The organism is Allobosea sp. 2RAB26, assembly GCF_052115465.1.
Classification (GTDB): Bacteria; Pseudomonadota; Alphaproteobacteria; order Rhizobiales; family Beijerinckiaceae; genus Allobosea.
Genome location: NZ_JBFRGS010000002.1, coordinates 66296 through 86751 on the forward strand (window position 1 = coordinate 66296; position 20456 = coordinate 86751).

General features: G+C 67.6%; 19 protein-coding genes and 1 pseudogene. 6 read left to right on the forward strand and 14 right to left on the reverse strand.

What is annotated here, in order from left to right; genetic code table 11:
• Positions 1-93: 93 nt before the first annotated feature.
• Positions 94-558 carry an Rrf2 family transcriptional regulator gene (locus tag AB4118_RS03425; protein WP_441488407.1) on the forward strand — a complete coding sequence of 155 codons (465 nt, stop codon included), beginning with the start codon at positions 94-96 and terminating at the stop codon, positions 556-558.
• A complete protein-coding gene (locus tag AB4118_RS03430; protein WP_441488408.1) occupies positions 548-1255 on the forward strand; it encodes a class I SAM-dependent methyltransferase in 708 nt (235 codons plus the stop codon). Before AB4118_RS03425 ends, AB4118_RS03430 begins: the two co-directional genes overlap by 11 nt.
• 34 nt (positions 1256-1289) lie before the next feature.
• On the opposite strand, the gene AB4118_RS03435 is transcribed toward AB4118_RS03430, so the two are convergent.
• Entirely contained in the window at positions 1290-1877 is a 588-nt protein-coding gene (locus AB4118_RS03435) for a LysE family translocator (RefSeq protein WP_441488409.1), read from the reverse strand.
• A gap of 152 nt (positions 1878-2029) precedes the next feature.
• Between AB4118_RS03435 and AB4118_RS03440 the strand changes: the two genes are divergently transcribed.
• From AB4118_RS03440 to AB4118_RS03450, 3 genes are all read left to right on the forward strand, one after another.
• On the forward strand, positions 2030-2965 hold the full coding sequence (locus AB4118_RS03440; protein ID WP_441488410.1) for a LysR family transcriptional regulator: 936 nt from the start codon (positions 2030-2032) through the stop codon (positions 2963-2965).
• Between the two features lie 95 nt (positions 2966-3060).
• Positions 3061-3831, forward strand: a complete 771-nt coding sequence (locus tag AB4118_RS03445; protein WP_441488411.1) for a class II aldolase/adducin family protein — start codon at positions 3061-3063, stop codon at positions 3829-3831.
• Positions 3832-3874: 43 nt separating this feature from the next.
• Complete coding sequence (locus AB4118_RS03450; protein ID WP_441488412.1) at positions 3875-4861, forward strand: Bug family tripartite tricarboxylate transporter substrate binding protein; 987 nt, start codon at positions 3875-3877, stop codon at positions 4859-4861.
• Positions 4862-4946: 85 nt separating this feature from the next.
• Here the strand turns inward: AB4118_RS03450 and AB4118_RS03455 are convergent, their stop codons facing one another.
• Positions 4947-5957 carry an aldo/keto reductase gene (locus AB4118_RS03455; RefSeq protein WP_441488413.1) on the reverse strand — a complete coding sequence of 337 codons (1011 nt, stop codon included), beginning with the start codon at positions 5955-5957 and terminating at the stop codon, positions 4947-4949.
• A 67-nt stretch (positions 5958-6024) separates the two neighbouring features.
• Between AB4118_RS03455 and AB4118_RS03460 the strand changes: the two are divergent.
• A pseudogene (locus AB4118_RS03460) lies at positions 6025-6353 on the forward strand (type 2 periplasmic-binding domain-containing protein); the annotation flags it as partial.
• Positions 6354-6511: 158 nt separating this feature from the next.
• On the opposite strand, the gene AB4118_RS03465 reads toward AB4118_RS03460, so the two are convergent.
• The 12 genes from AB4118_RS03465 to AB4118_RS03520 all read right to left on the reverse strand — a co-directional run bounded on the left by AB4118_RS03465 (position 6512) and on the right by AB4118_RS03520 (position 20435).
• Complete coding sequence (locus tag AB4118_RS03465; protein WP_441488832.1) at positions 6512-9160, reverse strand: AMP-binding protein; 2649 nt, start codon at positions 9158-9160, stop codon at positions 6512-6514.
• A 409-nt stretch (positions 9161-9569) separates the two neighbouring features.
• The gene (locus AB4118_RS03470; RefSeq protein ID WP_441488414.1) at positions 9570-10742 is read right to left on the reverse strand and encodes an acyl-CoA dehydrogenase family protein; all 1173 of its coding nucleotides are present in this window, start codon (positions 10740-10742) and stop codon (positions 9570-9572) included.
• Positions 10739-11971 (reverse strand): dihydrolipoamide acetyltransferase family protein, encoded by a 1233-nt coding sequence (locus AB4118_RS03475; RefSeq protein ID WP_441488415.1) that lies wholly within the window; start codon positions 11969-11971, stop codon positions 10739-10741. Before AB4118_RS03475 ends, AB4118_RS03470 begins: the two co-directional genes overlap by 4 nt.
• Positions 11972-11973: 2 nt before the next feature.
• Positions 11974-12756: an enoyl-CoA hydratase/isomerase family protein gene (locus tag AB4118_RS03480; RefSeq protein ID WP_441478142.1), complete on the reverse strand. Its 783-nt coding sequence runs from the start codon at positions 12754-12756 to the stop codon at positions 11974-11976.
• Positions 12757-12773: 17 nt separating this feature from the next.
• Positions 12774-13748: an alpha-ketoacid dehydrogenase subunit beta gene (locus tag AB4118_RS03485; RefSeq protein ID WP_441488416.1), complete on the reverse strand. Its 975-nt coding sequence runs from the start codon at positions 13746-13748 to the stop codon at positions 12774-12776.
• On the reverse strand, positions 13748-14761 hold the full coding sequence (locus tag AB4118_RS03490; protein ID WP_441488417.1) for a thiamine pyrophosphate-dependent dehydrogenase E1 component subunit alpha: 1014 nt from the start codon (positions 14759-14761) through the stop codon (positions 13748-13750). The genes AB4118_RS03485 and AB4118_RS03490 overlap by 1 nt, the downstream gene beginning before the upstream one ends.
• A gap of 136 nt (positions 14762-14897) precedes the next feature.
• Positions 14898-16256 (reverse strand): MmgE/PrpD family protein, encoded by a 1359-nt coding sequence (locus AB4118_RS03495; protein ID WP_441488418.1) that lies wholly within the window; start codon positions 16254-16256, stop codon positions 14898-14900.
• Positions 16257-16274: 18 nt separating this feature from the next.
• Positions 16275-17006 (reverse strand): ABC transporter ATP-binding protein, encoded by a 732-nt coding sequence (locus AB4118_RS03500; RefSeq protein ID WP_441488419.1) that lies wholly within the window; start codon positions 17004-17006, stop codon positions 16275-16277.
• Positions 17003-17755 carry an ABC transporter ATP-binding protein gene (locus AB4118_RS03505; RefSeq protein ID WP_441488420.1) on the reverse strand — a complete coding sequence of 251 codons (753 nt, stop codon included), beginning with the start codon at positions 17753-17755 and terminating at the stop codon, positions 17003-17005. Before AB4118_RS03505 ends, AB4118_RS03500 begins: the two co-directional genes overlap by 4 nt.
• Entirely contained in the window at positions 17748-18536 is a 789-nt protein-coding gene (locus AB4118_RS03510; protein WP_441488421.1) for an SDR family NAD(P)-dependent oxidoreductase, read from the reverse strand. The genes AB4118_RS03505 and AB4118_RS03510 overlap by 8 nt, the downstream gene beginning before the upstream one ends.
• Positions 18533-19531 (reverse strand): branched-chain amino acid ABC transporter permease, encoded by a 999-nt coding sequence (locus AB4118_RS03515; RefSeq protein WP_441488422.1) that lies wholly within the window; start codon positions 19529-19531, stop codon positions 18533-18535. Before AB4118_RS03515 ends, AB4118_RS03510 begins: the two co-directional genes overlap by 4 nt.
• A gap of 1 nt (position 19532) precedes the next feature.
• On the reverse strand, positions 19533-20435 hold the full coding sequence (locus AB4118_RS03520) for a branched-chain amino acid ABC transporter permease (protein ID WP_113517917.1): 903 nt from the start codon (positions 20433-20435) through the stop codon (positions 19533-19535).
• Positions 20436-20456 lie beyond the last annotated feature (21 nt).

Here is a 20456-nt window from a genome sequence, read left to right on the forward strand (position 1 = left end):
CCAGCGCTTCGGTGCGGCCGTCAGGTCCCCGCCCCTTCCCTGTCCGCGCGGAGGCTCTTGACGTCGCTCCAATCACGCAACATATGAAGTTACATGAATCGTGATAGTCGTTTGTCCGGGGTGCTGCACGTTCTGCTGCACATGGCGGACCAGAACAGCCCGGTGACCTCGGAGGCGCTGGCGCGGATGATGCGGACCAATCCCGTGGTGATCCGGCGGATCATGTCGGGCTTGCGCGACCAGGGCTATGTCCGCTCCGAGAAAGGTCATGGCGGCGGTTGGACCATCGCCCGCGACCTCGCCGAGATCACCTTGCGCGACATTTATGAGGGCATCGGCTCGCCCGCCCTCTTCGCCATCGGCAACCGCAGCGAGGCGCCGGCCTGCGCCGTCGAGCAGGCGGTCAATGCGGCGCTTGATGGCAGCTTGCGCGAGGCGCAGGCGCTGTTGCTGGCCTCGCTCGAGACCGTGACGCTGGCAGCCTTGAGCGCGGATTTCCGGCAACGCCTGGCGCAACGCGCGCGGCTCCAGCCCGAAGGATCCACCTGTGTCGACTGAACGCGCGGCTCGCGAAGAGCCCTTCCTCAGGAATTTTTCCGATCCCGAAGCCGTCTCGCGCTATGCGGAGGGGCCGCGGCGTTTCGTGCCCGGTCTCGACGCGCTGCACCGGATGACCGGCCTGCTGCTGGCAGAAAGCGCCCCCGACGACGCGAAGGTGCTGGTGCTCGGGGCGGGCGGCGGCAGCGAGATCCGCGCGCTTGCAGAGGCGCATCCCGGCTGGAGCTTCGTCGGGGTCGATCCGGCAGCCGCGATGCTGCGCCTCGCCGAACGCACGCTGGGGCCGCTGATGGATAGGGTCACGCTGGTCGAAGGCTATATCGACGATGCGCCGGCCGGCCCCTTTGACGCGGCGACCTGCCTGTTGACGCTGCATTTCCTCGCCGCGCCCGAGCGCGAACGGACGGTGCGCGAGATCCACGCCCGGCTTCGCCCCGGCGCGCCCTTCGTCGCTGCACATGCGAGCTTTCCCCAGGGCGCCGACGAACGCGAAACCTGGCTCGATCGCTACGCCGCCTACCCGATCGCGTCCGGCGCCGATCCCGAGCAGGTGCAGCGCGCCCGCGCGGCGGTCTCAGCCAGCCTGCAAAGCTTCAGCCCCGAGCAGGACGAGGCGATCCTGCGGGCCAGTGGTTTTGCCAATGTCAGCCTGTTCTACGCGGCCTTCACCTGGCGCGGCTGGATCGCGAACGCCTGAGGGTCGGGCACGGTCCGAGAGCGGACGGGGCCCGTCAGAGCGAAACGAGTGTCCGCGCGGCCATCATGCTTGCGAGCAACCCGAGCACGGCCGCGCTGGCGCGGTAGCCGATCCGGGCCTTGGCCGGGTCCTGCAGACTGCGCTGCAACGTGCTGCCAAGCAGCACCCAGCCGAAGCCGATCGCGACGATCTCCGCCGACAGCACAACGAGCCAGGGCAGCAGCGCCAAGAACCCTGCCGGGGCGGCGGGCAGAAGGGTGAAGGCGAAGATGAGCCCTTTCGGATTGAGCAGCGTCGTCAGGAACACGCGGGCGAAGGTGATCGAACGGCCGTGAGCGAGAGGCAGGCTGCTGCGCTGCCAGAGCGCCGTTGCCAGGTAGACTAGATAGAGCGCAACGCCTGCCTGGAGCGCCGTTGCGACGATCGGCCGGGATGCGATGAACGGTCCCAGGGCCAGGCGCAGGATGGCGATCGCCAGGAGATAGCCGAGAAGCTCGGCTGCAAGCAGGGCGGCGGACCGGCGCCAGCCGATCTCGGCGCCGGAGGTCGCGAGAAGCGTATTGGTCGGTCCCGGCGTCGCCAGAAGCGAGGCACAGACCGCGATGAAGGCGAGCAAGCTCATGCCGAACTGATGCCGCAGACAGGCCCTCCCCGCCTTGATCTCGATCAGATTCCGGCGGTCCGCCCAGGCCGCCGCGCGCGCGGCAGACTCGTCAGAGCAAGCGCCTTCGTGGCAGGGTTCGCCGTCCGAAGCAGCCGATCCCGGAGCGGGCGTTGAACCTCCGCCAACTCACCTATTTCGTCCGTGTGGTTGAGGCCGCCAATATGACGCGCGCGGCCGATGAGCTGCGGATCGCGCAACCGGCGCTCGGCATGCAGATCAAGCAGCTCGAGGAAGGCCTCGGCGTCACGCTGCTGACCCGCCATTCGCGCGGCGTCTCTCCGACGGCCGCCGGCGAAAAGCTGTTCCGGCGCGCCGTCGAGATCCTCGATCTCGTCGCGCTGACGCACCGCGAACTGCGTGAGGACGCACGCGAGTCCGTGCGTTTCGGGCTGACGCCGAGCCTGATGCAAATCATCGGGCCGGAGCTGCTGCTGCGGATCTCGGAGCGCGCGCCTCACCTTGCCGTCAGCCTGACCGAAGAGATGAGCCACCTCCTGGTCGACAGCCTGCATCGGGCCGAGCTCGACCTGATCCTGGCCTATGAGGTTCCGGACGCGCCCGGCTGCTGGAGGCGCGCCCTCTACCAGGAAGACCTCGTCCTCGTCACCGCGACGGGAGACCGGAACACGGCCCCCATCAGCTTCACCGAGGCTCTCGCCCATCCTCTCATCCTGCCGGAGCCGCGCGATGGCGTGCGCTCACTCGTCGAGAAGACCGCCACCGAACATGGGCTCGTCCTCCGGCTCGAACATGAGGTCCGTTCGATCTCCGGCATCAAGACGCTGGTCGCGCGCGGGCCCGCGGCCGGCATCCTGCCCTATGGCACCGTGCTCGCGGAGGTCGCGGCCGGAACCTTGTCGGCCCGCCCGATCGTCGCACCGGTGCTCAGGCGCACGCTCTACCTCGCAGGCTCGCGCAAGGCCGGGCAGCTTGCCGCGCTCCCGATCATCCGCGACGCCGTTGCTGCGGCGATGACGACGCTCTCGGCGGCGGTGATCGGGTTGGGGCACCCGCTACCGGCCGCCGAGCCACAGCAAAACGCTTAGCGCTGACCTAAGCGCTTCGCATTGGATTTCGGCCGTCAGAATGAGTGATCCTGCCGCGACGGCGCAGATCCGCGCATTTCAATCGAGGGCGTCCCATGCTGTCGAACGCGCCTGCCGGAGCCAGTGAGGCTCCGCACCCAGAGGGCACCCGGGAGCTCGATGCGGTGGTTGCCGAGATCGTTCTCGCGAGCCGCATTCTCGCCCGCGAAGGCATCGTCGACAGTTTTGGACATGTCTCGGCGCGCCACCCCGATCGCAGCGATCATTACCTGATGCCGAGAACCCGCGCGGCCGAGCTGGTCACCCCCGGGGATGTGCTGGTCTTCGACCGCGAGGATGCCCTCGTCTCGGTGACGCAGGCCCGCATCTTCGCCGAACGCAGCATCCATAGCGCGATCTACCGCGCACGCCCGGATGTGCAGGCCATCTGTCACCACCATGCGCCGGCGATGATGCCGTTCTGCACGAGCGATGCCGAACTCGTTCCCGTCTTCCATCTGGGCGCGACCATGGGCGCGACCGTGCCGCTCTGGGACAGCCAGGATGAGTTCGGCGACACGAACCTGATCGTCTCGACACATGCGCAGGGAGATTCGCTGGCGCGGGCCCTCGGGTCGAACTGGACCGTGCTGATGCGCGGCCATGGCGCCACCGTCGCGGGCCGCTCGCTCCGGGAGGTGACCTTTCGGGCGATCTACGGCGCTCGCAATGCCGAGGTGCAGTTGAAGGCCGCCCAGCTCGGCGCGGTTCGCCGACTGACGACCGCCGAAGCGCTCTCTGCCGCCGAATTCAACCTGACGCCCTTCGCCATGGACCGCGCCTGGGAGCAATGGACCCGGCATGTCGAAGCGACAGGTCCGTTCTGATCATCGACCCCGACGACACCGAACAACTCGATGGGAGGTCACCATGTCCGAGCCGATGTCTCGCCGCGCCGCTCTGGCTCTCCTCGGTGCGGGCTCCCTCGCCCTGCCGGCGCTCGCCCAGAGCCAAGCCGGCTATCCCACCAGGCAGATCCTGCTGATCGTGCCCTACCCGGCCGGAGGCGCGGTCGATCTTGCCGCGCGGCTCGTCGCCGAGAAACTGCGCCTCGAATTCGGCCAGCCGGTCGTCGTCGAGAACCGGGCCGGCGCCAACGGCATGGTCGGGGCAGCGGCAGTCGCGCGGGCGGAGCCTGACGGCTACACGCTGCTGATGGCGCCGCGCGAGGTCTTTGGCATCAACCCGATCCTGATGCCGCAGCAGGCGCTCGATGGGAAACGGGACTTCGCCTATGTCGGTGTGGTCGCGACGGGCCCCTATGTGCTGGTCGTCAATCCCGGGCTCGGCGTCGGCAGCTTCGCTGAGTTCGTCGCCCTCGCGAAGCAGCGCGAGCTGCCCTATGCCAGTTTCGGCAAGGGCAGCATGGCCCATCTCAACATCGAGGCGCTGGCGCGCAGGCTCGGCGTCAAGATGGTGCATGTGCCCTATCGCGGTGCGCCGCCGGCCGTCACGGCGGTGGCGACGGGCGAAGTCGCGCTGACCATCTCCACGCCGCCGGCCGCGCTCTCCCTGATGCAGGACGGAAAGCTGAAGGCGCTCGCCGTCGGGAGCGAGCGCCGGCTGCGCGACATGAGCGAGGTGCCGACGATGACGGAACTCGGCCTCTCCGATGATCCGCTGATCCCGAATTTCTTCGGCCTCGTTGCCCCCGCGGGGACTCCAGCGCCGATCGTCGCACGCCTGAATGCGGCGGCCGCGCGCGCGATCATGGCTCCAGAAATCGCGTCGAGGCTCGCGGCCAGCGGGCTCGACCCCGCACCCGGCTCCCCCCAGGACATGGCGCGCGTGGTCAACGGAGACATCGAGCGTTTCGGCCGGCTGATCCGCGAACTGGATATCAAGGTCACGGAATAGACGTTTCATCGGCGGGACGGCAGGCGTCGGCTGCCCGACATGCGCTTCTCAAGCGCGAAGCACATGACGAGCGATCCGCCGGCTACTACGCGCCGGGCAAGGGAGCGTCGGGATGGACCAGCCCGGCCTCCCGCAGCTCCCGCCAGAACGCGGCAGGCACCACCTCCTGCAGTGCAGCCCGGTCTTCGGCGATGCGGCTCGGCTGGCTGGCGCCGGGGATCACCGCAGCGACCGCGGGATTGGCGAGCGAAAACTGCAGGCCGGCCGCCTTCATGCTGACGCCGTGGCGGTCGGCGATGGCCTTGATGCGCGCGACCTTGGCGCGGATCTCCGTCGTCATCGGTGCGTATTCGAAGTTCGGGCCGCCGACCAGGGCACCGGAGCTGTAGGGGCCGCCGACGACGATGCCGAGCCCGCGCTCGGTGACCAGCGGCATCACGCGCTGGAGGGCGCGCGCATGGTCGAGCAGCGTGTAGCGTCCCGCCAGCAGGAAGCCGTCTGGGCGCGGACCGTCGAGCCCGAGCAGCAGCTCGAGCGGCTCCACCCGGTTGACACCGAGGCCCCAGCCCTTGATCACGCCTTCGTCGCGCAGCCGGTCGAGGGCCCTGAAGGCGCCCTTGCGCGACGCCTCGAATACGCCGAGCCATTCGTCTCCGTAGAAATCCTGGGCGACATCATGGACCCAGGCGATCTCGATGCGATCGGTCTTCAGTCGCTTCAGGCTGTCCTCGATGGACCGCAATGTTGCGGCCTCGGAATAGTCGTTCACGATCCTGTTGGGGCGGCCGTGCTTGAAGACCTCGCCCTTCTCGCCGAGATCTCGCGCACTGACATCCTCGATCTCGTCGAGGATGACGCGGCCGACCTTGGTGCTGATGACGTATTCGTCGCGCGGCCGGCCATTGAGCGCCTCGCCCATGCGGATTTCGGCGAGGCCGGCGCCGTAAAAGGGAGCGTTGTCGAAATAGCGGATGCCGTCCTTCCAGGCAGCCTCGACCGTTGCGAGCGCCTCCTGCTCGGGAATGTCGCGGAACATGTTTCCAAGCGGGGCGGCGCCGAAGCCGAGCTTGCCCGGAAGAACATCCTTGAGTGACATGGTTTGATCCTTTCGTTGGAATGCCCGGTCGCTTCAGTCAGGCAACCCGCAGGGCGTCGAGCATGAGCGCGCAGCGGTCCGCGAGGTCAGCGATCCCTGCATGGTACAGGATTTCGATCCGGCACAGGCGCAGCGGCTCGTGACCATCGCAGCGAACAGCTATGTGGTTGCGCCCGGCATCAGGCTGCGCCTCAGGCCCTACGGCACCGATCTGGCCGAGACCGGCGTCATCTCCGGCACGCCTGCGATGGTGCTGGGTCGCATCGTCGCCCGCCGGACAACCTCGTCGTCCACCACCTGATGGATGCCGACCGCCCGGAGATCTCGGATTCCGTCTCCCGGAAGCGGTACGAACGGCTCAGGCATATGAACATGCTGCCTCCCGGCAAGCTGCGTGCCCCTTTTCGCGCCAATGCTCTTTGGGCCCATTCGGCACGCCAATCGACAACCCCGCTGGTGCGATCGGCCAGCGCCACCAAGGGCGGGATGGCTCGCCTGCGCCGATACCTTGAGAACGCCGCCGCTGCCGAGGGAAACGTCCACTGGAGGTTGACCTATCCGCCGCTCGCCAGGAAGGCGTGCTCGATCAAGGGGCGGTTATGGCCGAGGTGCGGTTCAATCAGCATATCGAGATGGCCGCCGACGATCGGGACCACGTTCAGATCGGTGAAGAGCTCGCTCCAGCCCAGATCTGACGGAACGCCGGGCCGTCGGCATCGAAACAGGGTGGCGGCTATCGGCAGCGCGGTTTTCGGCTGGTGTAGCCAGTGGTCGAAGGCGCGCATGCGCAGCACCTCCTCGAGCTCGAGGCGCAGAATGAAGCGTGGCCGGGCGAGGAACTCCCATTTCACCCGCTCGATGCCGCTGGCGAGCCGGGCCTCTGCGCCGAAACGGGCAAAGATCTTGGCGACGGCCCGCAACATCATGCGATCGACGGTCACCCGGTGCGCCCGGATGCGTTGCGTCGTGCGGGCCAGGGTCTCAGCGTAGCTGTGATGCCCGGGGCCGATATTGGTGTCGAGGATGCCCAGAAAGGTGACCGACCGGCCCGCCGCGACGAGCCTGGAGGCAACCTCGAAGGCGACGCCGCCGCCCAGGGAATAGCCGATGAGGTTCACATTGCCCTCGGGCTGGGCGTGGTTGATCTGGTCGACAACGGCATCGACCATCCGGGGTATCGTTCCCTGTCCGGCCAGCAGGTCCTTCAGGTTCTCGTAGCGCACGGCGACAACCCGGGCGACCTTGCCCATCTCCAGCCCGAAGGCCGCAAGGCTAGGGCCGTAGCCGATCGATCCCGGCACGATGAACAGGACGGGCCGCGTGTCGGAGGGGACAGGCGGATGCCTCGTGTCCTCGTCGCCAGACGCTGCCCTGACGATATCGGCAAAACTCATGTCGATGGTGAACAGGTCCAGATCGAGTTCCCGCCCAAGCGCCTCCTCGAGTTCCATGACGAATTGCAGCAGCTTCAGGGAATCGCCGCCCGCTTCATCCCAGCGGCTGCCTGCCGCTCCCTTGCCCTGGAGTATCCGTTCCCAAAGGGTCCCGACCACCGCCTCGACAGCATGAGGGTTTCCCATCTGTCGGGATTCCGGAGCATCATCGTTGTCCTTGGGCGGGCGCAGCCCGCCATCCAGCTCCCGCAGCCGGATGCTGTCGATCTTCCCGCCCCGAAGCCGTGGCAATTCGGCAAGACTATGCAGCCGCGTCGGATGGACGGCGGCCGGCAGCGACCGCCTGATCAGCGTGCGCAATTCTGGAATCAGGTCCGTGCCTGCCTGTTCGGCGGGAACGACAAAGGCCACCAGTTCGTTTCCGTCCGTCACGACCGCGACGGCATCGCGGATGCCGGGCGCGCGCCGCAGGACAAGTTCGAGTTCCGCCGGCTCGACGCGCCGTCCATTGATCTTGATCTGACGCCCTTTACGTCCAACGACCCGCATCAAGCCGGTTTCATCCACTGTGACGAGATCGCCCGTTGCGAAGAGCCGAAGCTGCGGATCAAGCAGGCTCGCCTGAAGCGGGAGATTTCTGCCGCGCTCCCAGTATCCAAGGGCGACGTAGCTGCTGCGGACCAGCAGCTCGCCCTCCTGCCCTGGAGCGACCGGGTCTCCGTTCTCGTCGACCACGGCATAATCGACGCCGGGCAGGACGAAACCGACCGGAACCGTTGCACCCTGTTCCGGATAGTCCCTCGGCAGGAACCACTGTGTTCCGGTGCTCTCGGTCGACAAATAGCTGATCTGGATGAAGCAGGTCTCCGGCACCACCGCGCGGAGGCGATCGATATCGGCCCAGAGCACCCTTTCGCCGCCGACCCGCACCACGCGGAGCGAGGCAAACGTGTCGGGCTGGGCGCCATTCATCAAGACGCGCAACAAGGCAGGCACGAGATAGGCGACCGTCACCTGCCAGGTCTGGAAATGCTCGCGAACGGCGCGAATGCCGGCGCTCTCGACATCCAGCAGATACAATGTCGCGCCGCAGAGCATCGGCGTCATCATTTCCCGGCATCCCGCGATGGTCGCAGGCCCGGTCAGCGGCATGAAGACATCATCGGGGCCGATATGGCCGGCGTTTACATATTGCTGAACACGCTGGAGGAGCGCGCGTTGGCTGTTGACCACGCCCTTTGGCGTTCCGGTGCTGCCCGACGTGTAGAGAACGATGGCCGGCGCATCGACGGAGATCTCGGATTGCGACAGCGGGACCCTGCCAGGCGGCGCCTCCGCGAGACATTTTGCCGGGTCGATCCATTGCAGCGGCACCGCATCCGGCCAGTCCTGCGGTTCGCCAGGGCCGACCCTCACGATGGCCTTCAGGCGCGCATCCGCCGCAATGGCCGCCAGGCGCGGCACCGGGTCCCGCGGATTGAGCGGCACCGCGGGCCTGCCGGCGCGCATGGCAGCCAGCATGGCCACCGGGTACCAGAGGGCGTTGCCGAGAAGCAGTCCGACCGTCTCTCCGGGCGGGACCGCATCGGCGATGACGGCGGCGAGGATCTGAACCGCGTGCAACAACCGCAGAAAGGTCAGCGATGTCGTGCCGTCACTGAGCGCGATCTTGTCTGCGTGCTTCTGGACAACCCGTTCCAGATGTTCGAACGCCGGTGCGTCCGAAAAATCGTCGCTCATCTCTGCGAAGGGATGGCTGGTGGGGCCATCCCTGTCGAGGGCGTGCGCCGATGCCCCTGCCCAGGCCACATCGTCCAAGATGCTGTTTCGGACGGTCGTTGCGTCCTGCGGCCTCCCATCACCTGGAATGGACCGCACGGCATGAGAAGGCGAACCTTCTGAACGTCGGCGCCCGATCGCTTCCAACATTGCCCCCATTGTTGACCGAGTTCTGCCGCATTCTGCGTTGCCGCTGCGGCAACGGCATCGTCAGAACGAATGAACCCGACGGGGGGCCTGCTGGCGGCGTTCGCATCTCCTCAAATCCTGTTCGGGCGTGGCTCCCCGGCTGCCGGTGCTGGCCGGACAGCCCGCATCGCATCGGTGCGCAGCGCCCCTAGATCATCAGACAGGAAAATCGTATCCGGTCCGATGATCTAACCCTTTGTGATGGCATCGGCTTTCCCGAGAACCGCAATCCACTTTTCGCGCCGATGCCCTAGTAGGAGCGCGGCAGCCCCAGGTCATGCTGGGCGACATAGTTGAGGATCATCTCCTCCGAGACCGGAGCGACGCGGAACAGGCGCGCGTCGCGCCAGAGCCGCTCGACATGGTATTCCTTCGCATAACCCATGCCGCCGAGGGTCTGGATGGCGCGGTCCGTCGCCAGCCCCGCGGCGTGGCCGGCAAGCCATTTCGCCATATTGGCCTCGCTGCCATAGGGCTTGCCCTGGTCGTAGAGCGCCGCCGCCTTCTGGTTCATCAGCCTGGCGCATTCCAGCTGGATATGCGCCTCGGCGAGTGGGAACTGGATGCCCTGATAGGAGCCGATCGCCGCGCCGTTGAAGATCTTGCGTTCGCGGGCATAGTCGGCTGCAAGCCGGATCGCGAGTTCGGCCGTGCCGACCAGCCCGGCCGTGGTGACGATGCGCTCGGTGTTCAGCACGTCGAGCAATTCGCGAAAGCCGCCATCGAGCGTGCCGACGAGCTCATGCCCCTCGACGCGCACATCCTCGAAGAACACGGCGCTGGAGGGCAAGGTGTTGGTGCCGACCTTCTCGATCGCCTGATGGGTCAGCCCCGCCCTGTCGACATCGATGAGGAAGAGACTGATGCCGTCGGTCTTGCGGCTGACCTCCTCGAGCTTGCGGGTGCGCGCGACGACCAGCATCTTCGTGGCCTGGGGCACCGCGGTGATCCAGATCTTCTGGCCGTTGAGGCGCCAGCCATTGCCGTCAGTGCGGGCGAATGTCTTGAGCGCGAGCGAATTCGTACCGGCATCCGGCTCGGTCAGCGCCATCGCGAACAGCGCGTCGCCCGCCACCAGCGCCGGCAAGAGCTCGCGCTTCATCGCCTCGGTGCCGAAGCGGCTGATGGTCACCCCGCCAAAGACCGGATTGCACATGAACATCTGGCTCAGCGTCGACCCGCCGGCCGCCGCGCAAAGGTTCTCGACCGCGATCGCGACTTCGGCCATGCCGAGCCCGGCGCCACCATATTCCTCCGGGATCGCGATGCCGCAGAGCCCGGCCGCGCAGATCTCGCGCCAGACGGCGCTGGGAAATTCCTTCTTCGCGTCGAGCTCGCGCCAGTAGTCCAGGCCGAACTTTTCGCCGACCCGCCGCGCGGTTTCCGCCAGCATCTGTTGCTCGTCGCTGCGGTCGAAATTCATGCTGGCCTCCGCTCCGCCGCGCGCTGGCGCAGCAGCCGCAACGGGTTTTCAAGGGTGTTGACGATGTGATCGAGGAAGCGCGCCGCCCGCACGCCGTCGAGCACGCGGTGGTCGCAGGAGAGAACCAGACCGATTTCGCGCCGCAGGCTCGGCAGGCCATTCGCATCCGGCCGGAAGACCGGCTTCTGCGCCGCGACGCCGAGAATGGCCGACTGGCCGGGATTGATGATCGGCACGAGATGCGAGGCGCCGAACATGCCGACATTGGAGACAGAGATGGCGCCGCCTTCGAGCTCGGCGCTCGCGAGGCGTCCGGAGCGGGCGCGGGCAACGAGATCGCCGCACCCGTCAGCGACCGCATCCAGGCTTAGGTGGCCGGCCTCACGAAGCACCGGCACGAGCAGGCCCCGTTCGCTGTCGACCGCGAGCCCGACATCCGGACTGGCGAGCTCGATGATCTCGTCCTCGGCCCAGAGCAGGTTGCAGGCCGGCATCTCGACCAGGGCCCGGCCCACCGCCGCCATGATGAAATGCGTGATGCTCAGGCGGGTCTGCCCGCCGCTGCCGTTCAATTCCTCGCGCAGGTCCAGCAGCCGCGAGATATCGGCCTCGGCATGAACGTAGAAATGCGGGATCGTCTGCTTGGACAGGGTCAGCCGGCGCGCGACGATCTTTTCCATGGTGCTGGCGGGGCGTCGCCGGTCGGACGTCGCTCGCACGGCCGGAGTCGGTCGGGCGTTCGCCTCGGTCGGTGCGATGGTCGCTGCCAGAGCCGCCTGGACATCGGCCTGCTTGATCCTGCCGCGCGGGCCGGAGCCTGCGACCAAGGCCAGGTCCAGGCCATGCCGGCGGGCGATGCGCCGCGCCAGCGGCGTCGCGATCACGCGGTCCCCGGCAACCGGGGCCGGCACGGACACCGGTTCCGGTGCCGGCTTGGCCGCGGTCATCTCCGGAGCTGCGGCCTTCTGCACCCCGGCAGCCGGGGCCGCGCCGGCCCAGGTTGCGAGCACGGCGCCGACAGGGACCGTCTCGCCTTCCGGGATCAGGATTTCGCCGATGTGGCCCGCCTGCTGGGCCTCGATCTCGGTGGCGATCTTCTCGGTCTCGACGATGAACAGGATGTCGCCGGCCGCAACCCTGTCGCCCGGACCGACGCGCCAGGACGCGAGCAGGCCCTCCGTCATGGTCAGGCCGAGCTTGGGCATCACGATGGGGGCGGCGCTCGACATGGTCACACGCCCCGGAAGCTGGCTTGGCGCTTCTGCAGGAAGGCCTGGCAGCCTTCATGTGCGTCGGCGGAATCGAGCACGAGGCCGATCATCGCCTGCTCATGGCGCAGCGCCGAGGGCAGCGGCATATCCGCACCGTCATTGAGCGTGCGCTTCAGGAGTTTCAGGACGAGCGGGGATTTGGTCGCGATGCTGGCCGCAAGCGCCAGCGCCTGGTCGAGCAGTTCGGCATCGGGCACGACGCGGTTGATCAAGCCGAGCCGCTCCGCCTCGGCCGCATCGATGCGGCCGCCGGTGAACATCAGCTCCTTCGCCCGGCACAGCGGGATCTGGCGGATCAGCCGCTGAGAGCCGCCTGCGCCGGGGAACAGGCCCAGATTGATCTCGGGCAGGCCGAACTTGGCCGAGCTCGCGGCAAGGCGAATATCGAGGCAGAGCAGCAATTCGGTGCCGCCGCCCAGCGCCCAGCCGTTCACCGCGGCGATCGTCGGCTTGTCCAGCGTCTCGATGCGGCGGAAGACGCTGTGCAGCCGCTCGCCGAGCTCGAGATAATGCGGCAGGCCCTGGCGGCTATCGAGATCGGCGATATCGCCGCCGGCAACGAAGGCGCGCTCGCCGGCTCCGGTCAGGACGACGACCTTGACCAGCGGATCGGCCCCGGCGCGGCCCACGGCCTCGTCGAGCGCCGCAAGCGTCGCCATGTCGAGCGCATTCAGCGTCGCTGGCCGGTTGATCGTGATCAGGGCGGTGGCGTCACGGCGCTCATAGAGAATGCTGTCGGACACGGGTGTTCCTCTCGATCTCAGGCGAGTGTGCGGCGCACGGCTTGCACCACCCGCTCGGCGGAAGGCAGGTAGGCCGTCTCCAACCCCTTGGAGAACGGCACCGGCATGAAGGGTGCGCCGACCCGTACGATCGGCCCGTCGAGTTCGTCGAAGCCGATATCGGCCATGCGGGCGACGATCTCGGCGCCGACGCCGAAGGCTTCGACGGCCTCGTGCACCACGACGAGGCGATGGGTTTTGGCGAGCGAGCGCAGGACGGCCTGCTCGTCCCAGGGCTGGATGCTGCGCAGGTCCAGGATTTCGGCCTCGACGCCCTCCCCCGCGAGCTGGGAGGCAGCGGCCAGGGCCGTATGCACGGCGGCGCCATAGGCAATGATGCTGACATCCCTGCCCTCGCGCAGCGTCGCCGCCTGGCCGAGCGGGATGACCGGCAGCTCGGTCGGCACTTCGGCCTTCATGGCGTAGAGCGCCTTGTTCTCGACGAAGACCACCGGGTCGGGATCGGCGATCGCCGCGCGCAGCAGGCCATAGGCGCTGGCGGGGTCCGAGGGGCAAACGACCTTCAGCCCCGGCACATGGGCGAACCAGGCCTCCAGGCATTGCGAATGCTGGGGGCCGGCCCCAAGGCCGCCGCCATGCGGCGTGCGCAGCACCATCGGCACGGAGCTCTGGCCGCCGAACATGAAGCGCGCCTTCGCCGCCTGGTTCACCATCGCGTCCATGACCAGCGTGGTGAAATCCATGAACATGATCTCGACGACCGGCCTGAGGCCGCTGAGTGCGGCTCCCACGGCGGCACCCGCGATCGCGGCCTCGGAGATCGGCGTATCGACGATGCGTTCGGCACCGAAGCGCTCGCGCAGGCCGCGGCTGGCCCCGAAGGCGCCGCCGGCCTCGGAGACATCCTCGCCGATCAGGATGACGGTGGGGTCGGCCGCCATCGCGTCGGCCAAGGCGAGGTTGATCGCCTTGAGATAACGAAGCTCCGGCATCAGCGTGCCTCCATCCCGGCTGGCGCCGCTGTGTAGACATCCGCGAGCGCAGCCTCGAAACCGGGGCCAGGTGCCGCGCGCGCCGCCTCGACCGCGGCATGAATGCGCGCCTTGACCTCTTCGGTGATGCTGGCCAAGGCGTCCTCGGCGATGCCGGCCTCAACCAGCTGCGTCGCGGTGATCCGCAGCGGGTCGCGTTCGCTCAGCGCAGCGAGGTCGTCGGCATCACGGTATTTCTGGGCATCGCCCTCGAAATGGCCACGCACGCGCGTCGTCATGCATTCGAGGATGCGCGGGCCGTCCGCCCGGACCTCGGGCACGATCCGCGCGGCGGCCTCGGCAACGGCAGCGACATCGTTGCCGTCGACCAGGACATGCGGGATCCGGTAGGCGGCGGCCAGATCCTGCAATGCAAAGGAGAGCTGCTTCGAGGTCGGCAGGAATTCGCCCCAGCCATTGTTCTCGCAGACGAAGAGCATGGGCAGCCGCCAGAGCGCCGCCATGTTCAGGCATTCATGCACGAGGCCCTCGGCCAGCGCCCCGTCACCGAAGAAGGCAACCGCGATCGCGCCGTTCTTCTGCGTCCGATGCGCGAGCGCGCTGCCGAGCGCGATCGAGAGCCCGGCCCCGACAATGCCGTTGGCGCCAAGCATGCCGACCGACATGTCGGCGACATGCATCGAGCCGCCGCGGCCGCGGCAGAGCCCGGTATCCCGGGCCAGCAGTTCCGCAAAGAACCCGTCGAGCGAAAGCCCCTTGGCGATGGCATGGCCGTGGCCGCGATGGGTCGAGGCGATCGTATCCTGCGCCGTCAGGGCCGCCATGACGCCAACCGACACCGCCTCCTGGCCGATGCTCAGATGGATGAAACCCGGCACCTCGCCATCGGCGAACATCGCGCTCAGCCGCTCTTCGCTGCAGCGGATCAGCACCAGCGAACGATAGAGCGCGAGCAACCCGTGGGCGGCGTTGTGGCCGGCCGGCGCGACGGAAGGGTCCAATGGTTCTGTCATGAAGCTCTCAATCCCCAGGAGTCGCATCTAACATAAAATGATTTATGAGTCATAATTCATTTTTTGAGAATGCAACTCCTTCGATGCCAGGACGTTGATGCGAAGCGGGTCACGCCAAGTGGATCACGCCGGGCCGTTACGCCGCCCGGCGCCGGCCTTCGATCTCCGAGAAGAGCCCGACGACCTCCGCGATGGCGCCATGCGGCAGGGCATCGACGACGGCCTCGATCCGCTCGAACAGAGATCGCGGCAGCCCCTGCTCGCTGCCGATGTGACCGAGCAATTCACGCAAGGTCGCGCGATCGAAGGCATAGTCGGCGGGCGTCATCCGCTGTTCATGGATCAGGGTCTCGCCGTCCAGCGTGTCGGCCTCGAGCACTGCGCTGAGCACCGGCACGCCGGGATCGGTGACGAGCGCGATCCTCTCGACCAGCGCATTCACCGCGGCATCGTCATAGGTCGTCATCTGCCGCGTGCTCGGCGCGCCGTGGACCAGGGTCGTGGCAATGCAGAACGGAATGCTCATCAGCGTGCCTGAAATCGAGCTGAACGGGCCGGTCGCATCCATGCCGGCATAACCGGTCTCATAGGGGTTCATCCGCACGCGCACCGCCGCGAGCGGCCTGCTAGCCAGCACCTCGCGCAGGGCGAGCGCACCGGTCACCGGCGTCTGGTTGAAAGCGCAAACCGGAAAGGGCTTGAAGGTGACGCGCAGGATCGCCCAGTCGCGGCCGAGGCTGGCGGCGAGACCGGCCGGCGCCTCCACCCCGGCAAAGCTGCGCGCGAGCCCCGCCCTGCCCTCCACGGCATGCGGCGCGGAGACCGAGCCGGCCGCGGCAAGCTCGGCGGCGGCCAGGCCGTTGCGGGCGACGATGCCGACCTGGTAGCGCCATTCGTCGGTGCCGTCGGCAAAGGATTGCAGGACGCCGCCGGTGAACGAGACGGCATTGGCCAGCGCTGCCGCGAGCGTCGCCTCGTCAAGCTCCATCAGCGTGCCGGCCGCAGCCGCAGCCGCAACGGTGCCATAGGTCGCGGAGGAGCGGAACCCGGCCGGCGTCGTGCGGCCGGCGAAGGCCTGTTCCAGCAAGCCGCCAGCCTCGTAGCCCGCGACCAGCGCCGGAAGCAGCCTAGCAAGCGGATAGGCCCTGGCCTCGATCATCGCCAGCAGCATCGGGATCAGGATCGTGCCGAAATGCGCCGCCCCGCAAGTATCCTCCTGGGCCCGGCCATGGAACAGCGCCGCATTGGCGAGGCAGGCAGCGCCGATCGTGCTGCGCCTGCCATCGCCGAGCAGGGTCGCCCCGTGGGCGATCTCGCCATCGAGCGCCAGGGCGGCCTTGCGCGCCACCGGCGCGTAGGGCGTGTCGAAGCCGTTGACCGCCATGCCGAGCGCATTGACGAGGCAGGACCGGGCCTTGGCCACAACCTCGGGCGGCAGGGTCTCCGTGCGCAATTGCACGACAAAACGGGCGATCTCGCGGGTGAGCGTCGGCACGAGCAATCTCCTGGGCTATCAGAGCGCGAGATAACGCTGGCGGATGTCGTCATTCGCCTTCAGGGCCGCGATCGAGCCCTTGAAGACGATCTGGCCCTTGTCGATCACGGTCGCATCGGTGGCGAGGCCGAGGCAGAAATGCATGTTCTGCTCGGCGATCAGGATCGTGACGCCGGTCTGGCGCAGCGTGCGGATCAGCTCGCCGATGCGCTGTACGATGATGGGCGCGAGGCCTTCGCTGGGCTCGTCCAGCAGCAGCACCGAGGGGTTGCCCATCAGCATGCGGGCGATCGCGAGCATCTGCTGCTCGCCGCCTGAGAGGCGCCCGGCCATGCGCTGGCGCAGGGGCACGAGCAGCGGAAACGCCTCGTAGATGCGTTCGAGGTTCCACTCGTCCCGCCCGTCGGGCCCCTTCTTCGCCGCGATCAGCAGGTTGTCCTCGACGCTGTGCTGCGGAAAGACCTGCCTGTCCTCGGGCACGAAGCCGAGCCCGGCGCAGGCGATGCGATGCGGTTTCTGGCGCGTCGTCTCGGCGCCGTTCAGGCGCACACTGCCGCGCCGCGGCGGGGCAAGACCGGCGATCGCCTTCATCGTCGTGCTCTTGCCGGCGCCGTTGCGGCCGAGCAGCGCCATGGTCTGGCCCTGTTCGACGGAAAAACCGACGCCGAACAGGATCTGGCTCGCCCCATAGAAGACGTCGACGCCGGACAGCTCAATGACCGCAGGGCTGGTGACGGAACCGCCGCTCATGCCGCCACCTCATGCTCGCTGCCGAGATAGGCCTCGATCACGGCCGGATTGGTCCGGATCTGCTGCGGCGTGCCTTCCGCCAGAACCCGGCCATAGCTCAGGACGCGGATCGACGGGGCGATCTTGAAGACGATGTCCATGTCGTGCTCGATGAAGACCACGGTCATCTTCTGCCGTTCCCAGAGCTCATGGACCTTGTCGATGACGCGCCAGCGCTCCTCGGGGCCCATGCCGGCGGTCGGCTCGTCGAGCAGGAGCACGCGCGGCTCGAGCACCAGGGCAAGCGCGATATCGAGCAGCTTCTGGTCGCCATGCGAGAGATTGGCCGAGAGGATGTGGCGCTTGTCATGAAGCCCGACCATCGCGACGCAATGGCCGGCATGGGCGCGCGTCGAGGCGAGCGGGAAACGCGTGCCGAGGCGGCCCGCGTGGCGGTGATGCGCGGAGACCGCGGCCAGCAGGGTTTCCTCGACCGTCAGCGACGGGAAGATGCTCGCGACCTGGAAGGCCCGCCCGACCCCGCGCCGCACGATCTCGCCGATGCTCAATCCGACGAGGTTCTGGCCATCGAGCCGGATCTCGCCGCTATCGGGCCGGATCGCCCCCGAAAGCTGGTTGAAGAAGGTGCTCTTTCCCGCGCCGTTCGGCCCGATGATCGCGGTCAGCGAGGCGGTCTCGAAGGTCAGCGTGACGTCGTCGGTCGCGCGCACCCCACCAAAGGCCTTCACCAGATTGCGGATCTCAAGCATCGCTGCCGTTCCCCGGATCGCGGAAGCCGCCATAGCTGTGCCAGGAGGTGCCCGCGAGCCAGCCGCAATCGACGGGAACGTCGATGCCCGTCATCGCGGACGCATCGGGCGAGGCCAGGAAGGCGACGACGCGCGCGACCTCTTCGGGCTCGACCAGACGGCCGAGCGCTGCGCTGCCGACGAGGTTGGTGATGTCGCGCTCGCCCTTGTCGATCGCGGCCTGCAATGCCGGCGTGCGGGTATAGCCCGGAGAGACGCAGTTGACGCGGACCTGGGCTGGTCCCCATTCGGCGGCGAGCCCGCGCGTGATCGCGATCACGGCGGCCTTGGCCGGCGCATAGGCGTGCAGCGGGACCGAGCGCGAGCCGGTGATCGAGGCGATGTTGACGATGCTGCCGGCGCGACGCGTCAGCATCGCGGCGCCGAAGACGACGCAGGCCAGATAGGTCCCGCGCTGGTCGATATGGATGACATGGTCCCAGACCGCCATCGGCAGTTCGGTCGGCCGCAGCGGCGGCTGCAGCACGCCGGCGCTGTTGACGAGGATCCCGACCGGGCCGATCTCGGCCTCGATCCGCGCCGCGACGCGCCGTAGCCCCTCCTCGTCGCCGACATCGCCCTGGACGGCGTGCCCGCCGAGCTCGGCGGCGACGCTTTCCGCCAGCGCCAGGTCGCGGTCGAGGATCACGATCCGGGCGCCGCGCCTGGCCAGTTCGCGGCAGCAGGCGGCGCCGATGCCGCTTGCGCCCCCGGTGACGACGGCGATGGTCTTCTCGGTCATGTCGACGTCCCCTTGACTGCGACGGGAGCAGGCGTGGCGGCACCGCGCGTGCGCCGCGCCACCAGCCATTCCATCACGAAATCCAGCAGGCCTTTGCGCAGGCCGAGCGCGAAGAGCAGGATGACCGAGCCGAGCACGAGCCCGTGATGCTCGGCCGTGCGCGTGACGAAATCGTTGAGCAGCAGCAGGATTCCGGTTCCGACCAGCGGCCCGAGGAAGTTTGCCGTGCCGCCGAGCATGACGATGAAGACGGCCTCGCCCGACATCGTCCAGAAGGCGAACTCGGGATAGGCGCCCGAGACGAACAGGCTCATGATCACGCCGCCGAGGCTGGCGAAGGCGCCGGCGAGAACGAAGGCGGTCAGCCTCGTGCGATAGACATTGATGCCGAGAAAGCCGGCGCGGGTGGCGTTGTCGCGGACCATGCGCAGCGCATAGCCGAAGGGCGAGGACACGATGTGCCGCATCGCCAGGAGCCCGAGCACCAGCAGCGCGGCGCTGAACAGATAGAGCTGCTTCTGGTCGGAGAGGTTGATGCCGAGGAAGGCCGGGCGCGGGATGCCGCCGCGCAGGCCCTGGTCGCCACCGGTGACCGGCACCCAGGCGATGATCATGCTGTGGACCAGCATCTGGAAAGCCAGCGTCACGAAGGCGAAATAGATCTCCTTCAGCCGCACGCAGATCGCGCCGACGACGAGCGCGACCAGCGCCGAGATGCAGAGCGTCAGCAGGACGGCGATCGGGATTGGCATGCCGGTGCGCTGCATCAGGATGCCGAAGCTGTAGGCGCCCATGCCGAAGAACAGGCCATGGCCGAAGGAGACCATGCCGCCATAGCCGACGAGCAGGTTGAGCGAGGTCGCAAACAGGCCGAGCGCGGCGCAGCGGATGACGAAATCGATCAGCGCGCTGCTGCTGGTGATGAGCGGTAGGATGGCCAGGACGAGGAAACCGGCAAGGGCGAGCGCGGCGTCGCGGAGGGCTGGACGGGTCATCTCAGGCCGCCTCGCGTCCGAACAGGCCGGTCGGCTTCACGATGAGGACGAGCGCCATGCAAAGATACATCAGAGCCTCGGTGAAGAGCGGAAAGCCGAGCGCGCCAAAGGCCCTGATCAGCCCGATCAGGATCGCGCCGACGAGCGCGCCCATGATCGAGCCCATGCCGCCGATCACGGTGACGATGAAGGACTCGATCAGGATCGAGAAGCCCATGCCCGGCGTCAGCGAACGGACAGGCGCAGCGAGCCCGCCGGCGAGACCCGCGAGCAGGCAGCCGAGCGCAAACAGGGCCGTGAAGAGCAGGCCGGTATTGATGCCCAGCACCGAAACCATCGCCGGGTTGTGAGCAGCCGCGCGGATCGTCTTGCCGATCCTCGTCTTGGCGATGGCCAGGCCGAGCACCCCCGCCATCAGCAGGGCCGCCGCAATCAGGAACAGATAGAAGGGCGGAACGACCCCGCCCATGATGAAGAGCGGCGGCACCTGGAAGGCCGGCGGCATGCCCATGGCGCGGAATTCCGGCCCCCAGACGATCCGCACGAGATCGTCGAGGATCAGCACCAGCGCGTAGCAGACGAGCAGCTGCATCAGGACGTTGCCGCCATAGATGCGCTGCATGAAGAAGCGCTCGATGACGATCCCGATCAGGCAGGTCCCGACCGCGGCACCGAGCAGTGCGAGCGCATAGCTCTGCGTCGCCTGGAACACCGTCATCGCGAGATAGGCGCCGATCATGTAGAAGGCGCCATGGCTGAAGTTCACGATCTTCATTACGCCGAAGATCAGCGTCAGCCCGACCGCGACGAGGAAGAGCAGCATCCCGATTATGAAGCCGCTCGTCGCCTGCGTCACGAGGCAGGATGACGAGGACAGGCAGTCCGTCAGGGCGTTGAGGTCCATCGCGCGCTCGCCGGGAGGAAA